A 7,900-nucleotide genomic window follows, 5' to 3' on the forward strand; every position below is an offset into this window, starting at 1 on the left:
CGTGGCCGAACTGGAGCAGCTGCTCGGCCGGGTCCGGCTCTCGGTGGCCCCGCTGGTGCACCCGCTGAACCCGATGCCGGCCCGCAAGGCGCGAGCCCGCCGGGTCCTGGCGCTGCTCGACGACTGCGCCCGCGAGGTCCGGGGCCTGGTCGCGGTCGCCGCCGACCCCGAGGCCTCCCACGACGCCCGCCTCGCCGCCGCCTGCTGGCGCGTGGAGGCCGCCGTCGAGGCCCTCACCGCGGGCCGCGCGGAGCCCCTCCACCGCCCGGCCGAAGCGCCCGCCGAACCGGCCCTCGCCCACCTGCACGGCCTGGAACGCGCCCTCGCCGAACTCGCCGAACCACTGCGGAAGCCGTCCGGCTCCCGGCTGGTGGGCGCCTGACCGCTACGGCGGCCCGAGCAGCGGGGCCGGCGGGCCGTACCCGCCGGCTGCGCAGCCGGCCCTCCCGCCATGCCGCCCCCTTGGTCTAGACCGGCGCGGGCCGACTGCTACCGTCGGCCCCGGACCGGCTCCACGGGCTCTACCGAGAGGGGACAGCGGTGGCACAGGACGGCAGGGCGGGCAGGCGCCGGGCGTTCATCGGATCGTTCACGGCGGCGGGCGGCCCCGGACTGGTGACCGCGCAGGTCGCCCCCGACACCGGGGCCCTCACCCTCGTCTCCGCCGTGCAGGACCTGCCCGACCCGTCCTACCTCGCCCTCTCCCCGGACGGACACACCCTCTACGCGGTCAGCGAGACCGCCGAGGGCGCCGTCGCCGCCTACCGCGTCACCGGTGACCGGCCCGAACCGGCCGGCGCGCCCGTCCCGGTCGACGGCAGCAGCCCCACCCACCTGGGCCTGTACGCCGGGCATCTCCTGACCGCCAACTACGGCTGCGGCAGCGTCACCGCCGTACCCGTGCGCCCGGACGGCGCCCTCGCCGCCGCGCCCTCCGGACGGCTCCAGCACACCGGCTCCGGCCCGCACGACCGGCGCCAGCGCGGCCCGCACGCCCACCAGGTGCAGCCGGACCCCAGCGGCCGGTGGGCCGTCAGCGTCGATCTGGGGACGGACTCGGTGCGGGTGTGCACCCTCGCGGACGGCAGCCCCGCCCTGCACCGCGAGATCGCCCTGCGCCCCGGCTCAGGCCCGCGCCACCTGGCCTTCCACCCCGACGGCGGGTACGCCTACGTGGTCAACGAGCTGACCCCCACGGTCACCGTGTGCCGCTGGGACGCCGCGAGCGGCTCCCTGAAGCCGCTGACCGAGGTTCCCGTGCTGCCCGGCGCACCCGCAGGCGACGCCTACCCCTCCGGGATCGTCGTCTCGCCCGACGGCCGCTTCGTGTGGACCGCGACCCGTGGCGAGGACGTCCTGTCGGTGCTCGCCGTCGAGGCGGACGGGCTGCGGCTGACCGGTACCGTGCCCTGCGGCGGACACTGGCCGCGCGCGCTGGCCGAGCACGGCGGCTTCCTCTACGCGGCCAACGAACGCTCCGGTGACGTGACCTGGTTCGCCGTGGACGAGACGACGGGCGTGCCCCGCTACGACGGCTCCGTGCGGGTCACCGCGGCCTCCTGCGTCGTCTTCGGCTGAGCAGGCAGCGCCGGGGCGACGCGGAGGGTCCCGGGAGGGCGACGGTATCTGTTGCGCGGCGACGGGCTCACGTGTGGGGAGAGGCTCGTGTGGCGACGGGCTCGGGTGTGGCGACGGGCTCGGGTGCGGCGAAGGGCCCGCCCCTGGACGGGAGCGGGCCCTGTGGTCGTACAGATGCCGGTGCGGATGCCGGTACGGGCGTCGAACGCCGGACGCAGAGCGCCGGACGCCGGGTGCGTCAGCGGACCGGCGTGCCCTGCGGCTGCTGCGGGGCGATGCCCAGCGCCGTCGTGTACTTGGCGAGCGCGAGCTTGCCGATCGCCGGGTACGCGCCGAGCGCCTCGGCCGTGGCGCAGCCCGCCTCCTCGGCCGCCGCGGCCAGCAGCGCCGGGTCGATCTCCGGGCCGATCAGGTACGGCGCCAGGGCCAGCTGCTGCGAACCCGACGAACGCAGCTGCTCGGCCACGGAGGCGATGGAACCCTCCTGGTCCAGGGCCGCGGCCATCACCGGCACGGCCAGTCGCGCGGCGAGCAGCATGCCGGTGATCCCGGCGGCCTGCACGGCCTCCTCGCCGCCGACGGAGGCCAGGATGATGCCGTCCGCCGCGGTGGCCACGGTGAACAGCCGCGCGCGGTCGGCGCGGGCCAGGCCCGCCTCCGACAGCCGCACGTGCAGCGCCTCGGCGAGCAGCGGGTGCGGGCCGAGCACGTCGGTCAGTTCCGCGGCGACCCGGCTGTCCATCACGGCCTGACGGATCTGGCGCAGCAGCGCGCTGTCCGGACCGGCCAGCAGCGGGACGACGACGGCGACCGGGCCGTCGGGCTCCTTGATCCCCTCGACCCCGGCGGCGACGGCCTGCTCGTAGCGGGCGGTGCGCTCCTCGGCGGCGCGGGCCAGTACGGAACGCAGCGTGGGGAACTCGGTGTCGTCCCCGTCCAGGTACCCGATCCGGGCGTCGAGGCCGGGCAGCTCGGAGCGGGCGATGCTCACGACCTCCTCGGCGAGGCTGCGCGTGGTGGTGCTGGGCACACCGGGCACCGCGAGGACGAGCGCGGGCGCGCCCTCGGGAGCCACCAGCGGTTCCGGGCGGCGGTGCCGTCCGGGCTGGCGGGGTCGCGGCATTCGTACGGGCAGGCCGGACGCGGGTCCAGTGGGGGAGCTCATGGCGCCGCATGTTACTGGCTCACTGGCCTGCGCCGTTCGGGGAGGGTGCAGGTGAGCGGTATCCGTCCGGTTTTGTCTGATGAGTTACGCGCGGAAGGCACGTGTGGTGGGCACATGCCGGACACATGGGCCGACAGCGGGACGGAAGGGTGAAGCGACGGGGGAGCGGGAGCGGGAAGGGGGCGCTGGTTCGGGACTTCGGGCGCCCCGGGGTGTCACCCGCGGCGCGGACCACGGACAGCATCGCCGGTTCACCCGGCCGGGTGAGCCGCCCCGCCGCCGGCTCCGTCGCGATCCGCACCGCGCCGTGCGGCGGATCCCCCGCGGCCGGCACCTGCCGGGCGTGAGGCAGCCTCCGCGCCAGCTCCTCGCGCAGGGGTACGAGAAGAGGGCCGCCCATCTTGAACGGGCGCCCGGTGAGCGTGACTTCGGGCGCGCCGGCCGCCGGGCACACGGCGGCGGAGTCGGCCGTGTGCCGGGCCGCGGTAAACGCAGGATGCCCGCGGCGACCGGGTCGTGCGCCAGCTCCCGGATCTCGCGCTGGACCGGGGGCTCCCGCCCCGGGACGCCCGCGGCGACCCGGAGGCCGGAACCGCCGGAGTCCACGGTGAGACACCCGGGAGCGATCAGGGCAGACGCCAGTCCACCGGCTGTCCGCCCTGCTGGATCAGCAGGTCGTTGGCCCGGCTGAACGGGCGCGAGCCGAAGAAGCCGCGGTCGGCGGACATCGGTGAGGGATGCGCGGACTCCACCGCCGGCAGACTGCCCAGCAGGGGACGCAGATTGCGGGCGTCACGGCCCCACAGGATGGACACCAGCGGTTTGCCGCGCGCCGCCAGCGCCCGGATCGCCTGCTCGGTGACCTCCTCCCAGCCCTTGCCGCGGTGCGCGCCCGGACTGCGCGGCGCGGTGGTGAGCGCCCTGTTGAGCAGCAGCACGCCCTGCTGCGTCCACGGTGTGAGGTCTCCGGTGGACGGCTGGGGCAGCCCCAGGTCGGCGTTCAGCTCACGGAAGATGTTGATCAGGCTGGGCGGCAGCGGACGCACCTCGGGCGCTACGGAGAACGACAGGCCCACCGCGTGCCCCGGCGTCGGATACGGGTCCTGACCGACGATCAGGACCCGTACCTCGTCGAAGGGTTGCTGGAAGGCCCGCAGGACGTTCGGTCCGGCCGGGAGGTAGGTGCGTCCCGCGGCGATCTCCGCACGCAGGAAGTCGCCCATCTCGGCGATCCGCCCGGCGACGGGTTCCAGGGCCTTCGCCCAGCCCGGTTCGACGATTTCATGCAAGGGTCGTGGTGCCACGGGCATCACCCTACTGCCGTACGCCCGTCGGCGATCAACCGCCGGCCCTCGCCCCGTCGGCCGAGGGCGCTCGCCCCGTGCGCGCTGTCAGCCGACCACCGCCGCCCGCACACACAGCACGTCCGGCAGATGCGCGGCCAGCTGCTGCCAGCTGTCGCCGTCGTCGGCCGAGGCGAACAGCTCGCCGTTGCGGTTGCCGAAGTACACCCCGGCCGGGTCGCGGTCGTCCGTGCACAGCGCGTCCCGCAGGACCGTGCCGTAGTGGTCCCCCTCGGGCAGCCCCTTCGACAGCGGCTCCCAGGTGCGGCCCGCGTCCGCCGTGCGGAAGACCCGGCAGCGGTGTTCGGCGGGGACGCGGTCGGCGTCGGCGTTGATCGGGAAGAGGTACGCCGTGTCGCCCCGGTGGGGATGCGCGGCCACCGCGAAACCGAACGTGGTCGGCAGGTCCGCGCCGATGTCCGTCCAGTGCGCGCCCGCGTCGTCGCTGCGGTACACCCCCCAGTGGTTCTGCAGATACAGCCGGTCGGGGTCGGCCGAGTCTCTGGCGATCTTGTGCACGCACTGCCCGAACTCCGGGTTCGGATCCGGCAGGAAGACCGCGGACACACCGGAGTTGGACGGCGACCAGCTCGCCCCGCCGTCGGTGGTGCGGAACACCCCCGCCGTGGAGACGGCCACCGTCACGGCCCGCGGGTCACGCGCGTCGGTCAGCACCGTGTGCAGGCCCTCGCCGCCCCCGCCGGGCACCCACTGCGCGCGGGTCGGGTGCTCCCACAGCGGGCGGACCAGCTCGAAGCTCTCGCCGCGGTCCTCCGAGCGGTACAGCGCGGCCGGTTCCGTGCCCGCGTACACCACGTCCGGCTCGGCGGCGGCCGGGTGCAGCTGCCAGACGCGCTCCAGGGAGGCGCCGGTGTCCTTCGGGAACTTCACGGCGGGCCGGGCTGGTTCGGTCCAGGTGCGGCCGAGGTCGTCGGAGTGGAACACCGACGGCCCCCAGTGCGCGCTGTCGCCGCCCGCCAGCAGCCGGGGCCGGGTGCCCCGGGTGTCGATCGCGACCGAGTAGACGGCCTGCGCGTTGAAATACGGACTCGCGTCGAACTCCCAGGGGCCGCCGCCCCTCCGCCGCGCGATGAACAGGCCTTTGCGTGTGCCCACCGCCAGCAGTACCTCGGTCATGCCGATCACCTCCGGGACGCCGTTGTCCGGGTTGTCGTCAGATACCGGCCAGTCTGCACCCCACCACTGACACTCCGCCCCGGAGGGCGTGTTCGCGCAGGTCACGACCTGTGTCGTGGGGCCGTGGCGAAGATCGGCCGGTTCCGTTCCGGGATGCGCCTGCGGGAGAGGGGTGTCTCGTGCGACCGTCGGGGATACGGCTCGTCGTGAGCAACGGAGCGATCTCTCCCGTATGGGAGGGCGGTCCGGCCGGTCGGTGCGCTCGTGAGGAGGATGCCTTGAAGGCGTTCCGTGGTCCGAAGGTGTGGCTGTGGCGCTGGCGGCGCAACCCGCTCAAACGCCGGGCCGACGTGGTGGAGGGCTGGGTGGTGCTCGGGGCCTGTCTGCTGACCGTCCTGGCCGGAGTGCTGGCCGGTCTCGCGGCGGCCGGCGCGGTGGAGCACGGACTCGCCCGGGAGCGGGCCACCTGGCGGCCCGTCGTGGCCAGGCTCGTCGCGCAGGCACCGGGGTCGTCGCGGGAGCACGGCGACCGTGCCGCCGCCGGTGACCGGGTCTGGGCCGAGGCCCGCTGGAGGGCCGCCGACGGCTCCGCCCGCACCGGGCAGGTCCGGGTGGAGCCCGGCAGCAAACCCGGTACGCCGGTCACGGTCTGGACCGATCCGCAGGGCCACCTCGTCTCCCGTCCGAGCACCGCCTCCGAGGCCGCGTTCCGGTCCACCCTGATAGGCCTCCTGGTCGGCGTGAGCGCCGCAGCCGTCCCCTGCGTCGCCGGCCTGGCCGTACGGGGACGCCTGGAACGCCGCCGCATGGCGGCCTGGGACACCGAGTGGTCCCGCCTCGGGCCGCAGTGGGGGCGGACGGTCTGACCTCGGCCGCGCCGGGCACCTGCGCCGCGCCGGCCCGGCCGGGCCCCTCAGGAGCGCGGGAGCCCGGCCGTCAACCCTCGGCGTGGGCGGGGGCCTCCCACCCCCTGAGCGTCACATCGGTCTCTCGGGCGGCCGTCGCACGCGCCTCCGTGCCGCCCTGCCCGCTCCTGTGCGGCTGCCGTGTCCGCAGGCGCCCCGGGCCGCCGCCCTCTCTCCGCCCCGTCCCCACCCGTCTACAGCCCCGCCAGCACCCCCCGGCACATCCACAGCAGTTCCTCGTCGTCCGGAATGTCACGGTGGCCGTACGCGCCTTGCTGAGCCGTATGGCGGCGGGGGTCGGTGAGTTCCGTGACGAGCAGGTCGTGCAGCGGGGCGGCGGCCGGGCCCATCGTGGCCAGGCAGCGGGCGATGGGGGCGCGGGTGCGCGGGTCCGCCGTCCAGGCGTACCGGAACACGGGCAGGACCGGGTCCGGGTCCCCGGCGATCCGCCACAGCGCGCACGCGGCCGGTACGCGCTCCCGTAGCGGCCCCGCCCCGGCGAGCCGGCGCAGCTCGGGCAGCGCGCCGCGCGCCGCCGGGCCCAGCCCGGCCAGCTGCCGCGCGGCGCTGGCGCGGACGAGCGGATCGGGCTGTGCCAACTCCCGCAACAGGACCGGGAGTACGGCTCCGGCGTCGCCGTCCGCCGACCACAGCGCGCCCGCCGCGGTGACCGCGTGCCGGGTGCGGAGCAGCCCGCGCAGCAGCGGTGCCGCCTCGGCGGCGGCGCCCAGCTCCGCCAGCGTCTCGATCACCTGGCCGACGACCGCGTCCCGCGCCCCCAGGCCGTCGGGGGCGCCCGAGAGCAGCCGGAACAGTTCCGGAACGGCGTGCCTGTCTCGGACGGCCCTGACCGCCGTCAGCAGCGGGGCGGCGAGCCGGGCGGCGGTGGGGGAGTCGAGCGGGACGCGGCCGAGGCGGTGACGCACCGCGGGGGCCAGCGGGGCCGCGGCCCGGCCCAGGTGCGCGACCTCGCAGCCCAGCCCGACGGGGGCCGACGGACCGGCCAGCAGCTGCGCCAGGGGCGGGACCGCGCGCGGATCGCCGGTCCTCGCCAGCGCCTTGAGCGGTCCGCCCAGGGTGGGCGAGCTGCGTTCCCAGCGGTGTGTCCACAGGTCGGGCCGGGCGGCCACCAGCGCGTGCAGGTCGTCCGCGGCGGGCGCGGCCAGGGCGAACAGCTCCGCCAGGACCGACACCGCCGCATCCCGTAACCGGTCCTGCTCGCTGCCCAGCTGGGCGCCGAGCAGCCGTACGGGCCCGTCGTACGCGCCGCGCCAGCCGCGGAACAACCCCGCCGACATCCAGACCGCGTTGCACCGGTCCACCGGGTCGGGACTGGTCAACTGCCCGGTGAGCAGGGCGATCCGGTCGTCCACCCGGTCGCCGAGCGCGCTGTGCAGGGTCCGCAGCAGCATGGCGCCCTGCTCGTCGGAGGGCCGCAGCCGCCGTATCCGGCGCACCAGGGTGTCCGTGCCCGCCTGCTCCTGGCGCCGGAGGCGCTGCGCGGACCGCTGCTGGAGCAGCTGGACCGCCGCGGGCACCAGGTCGGCGGGGAGCCGGCCGGGCGCGCGGAGCGCGAGCTGGCCGAGCGCGGCGAGCCGCAGCCCCGGCGCGTACGGCGGCGCGCTCTGTTCGGCCAGGAGGTCCAGCGCGCCGTCGGCGTGCGCGGGGTACCGGTGCGCGAACAGGCCGAGGGCCTCCGTGAGGGCCAGCAGGACGCAGCCCTCGCGCTCGGCCCGCAGCCGCTGCCGCAGCAGCGCGAGGGCTGCGTCCTG

The 7,900-nt window shown here is 76.1% G+C and carries 6 protein-coding genes and 1 pseudogene; 3 read left to right on the forward strand and 4 right to left on the reverse strand.

What is annotated here, in order from left to right:
* Together CCN44_RS38195 and CCN44_RS38200 are read left to right on the forward strand one after the other, a co-directional pair.
* Positions 1-382: pseudogene (locus tag CCN44_RS38195) on the forward strand (FUSC family protein); the annotation flags it as partial.
* A 158-nt stretch (positions 383-540) separates the two neighbouring features.
* A complete protein-coding gene (locus tag CCN44_RS38200) occupies positions 541-1,578 on the forward strand; it encodes a lactonase family protein (RefSeq protein WP_086703413.1) in 1,038 nt (345 codons plus the stop codon).
* Between the two features lie 238 nt (positions 1,579-1,816).
* Here CCN44_RS38200 and CCN44_RS38205 read toward each other — a convergent pair whose 3' ends face one another.
* The 3 genes from CCN44_RS38205 to CCN44_RS38220 all read right to left on the reverse strand — a co-directional run bounded on the left by CCN44_RS38205 (position 1,817) and on the right by CCN44_RS38220 (position 5,223).
* On the reverse strand, positions 1,817-2,743 hold the full coding sequence (locus CCN44_RS38205; protein WP_086703416.1) for a sirohydrochlorin chelatase: 927 nt from the start codon (positions 2,741-2,743) through the stop codon (positions 1,817-1,819).
* Positions 2,744-3,369: 626 nt separating this feature from the next.
* Complete coding sequence (locus CCN44_RS38215; protein WP_059247889.1) at positions 3,370-4,047, reverse strand: uracil-DNA glycosylase; 678 nt, start codon at positions 4,045-4,047, stop codon at positions 3,370-3,372.
* Positions 4,048-4,134: 87 nt separating this feature from the next.
* Positions 4,135-5,223: a WD40/YVTN/BNR-like repeat-containing protein gene (locus CCN44_RS38220; protein WP_059247888.1), complete on the reverse strand. Its 1,089-nt coding sequence runs from the start codon at positions 5,221-5,223 to the stop codon at positions 4,135-4,137.
* Between the two features lie 278 nt (positions 5,224-5,501).
* Between CCN44_RS38220 and CCN44_RS38225 the strand changes: the two genes are divergently transcribed.
* On the forward strand, positions 5,502-6,089 hold the full coding sequence (locus tag CCN44_RS38225; protein ID WP_086703422.1) for an Rv1733c family protein: 588 nt from the start codon (positions 5,502-5,504) through the stop codon (positions 6,087-6,089).
* Between the two features lie 233 nt (positions 6,090-6,322).
* Here the strand turns inward: CCN44_RS38225 and CCN44_RS38230 are convergent.
* Positions 6,323-7,900, reverse strand: a 1,578-nt coding sequence (locus CCN44_RS38230; RefSeq protein WP_086703425.1) for a PBS lyase, incomplete at its 5' end; no start/stop codon positions are given.

This window comes from Streptomyces tricolor, from assembly GCF_002155905.1.
Classification (GTDB): Bacteria; Actinomycetota; Actinomycetes; order Streptomycetales; family Streptomycetaceae; genus Streptomyces; species Streptomyces tricolor.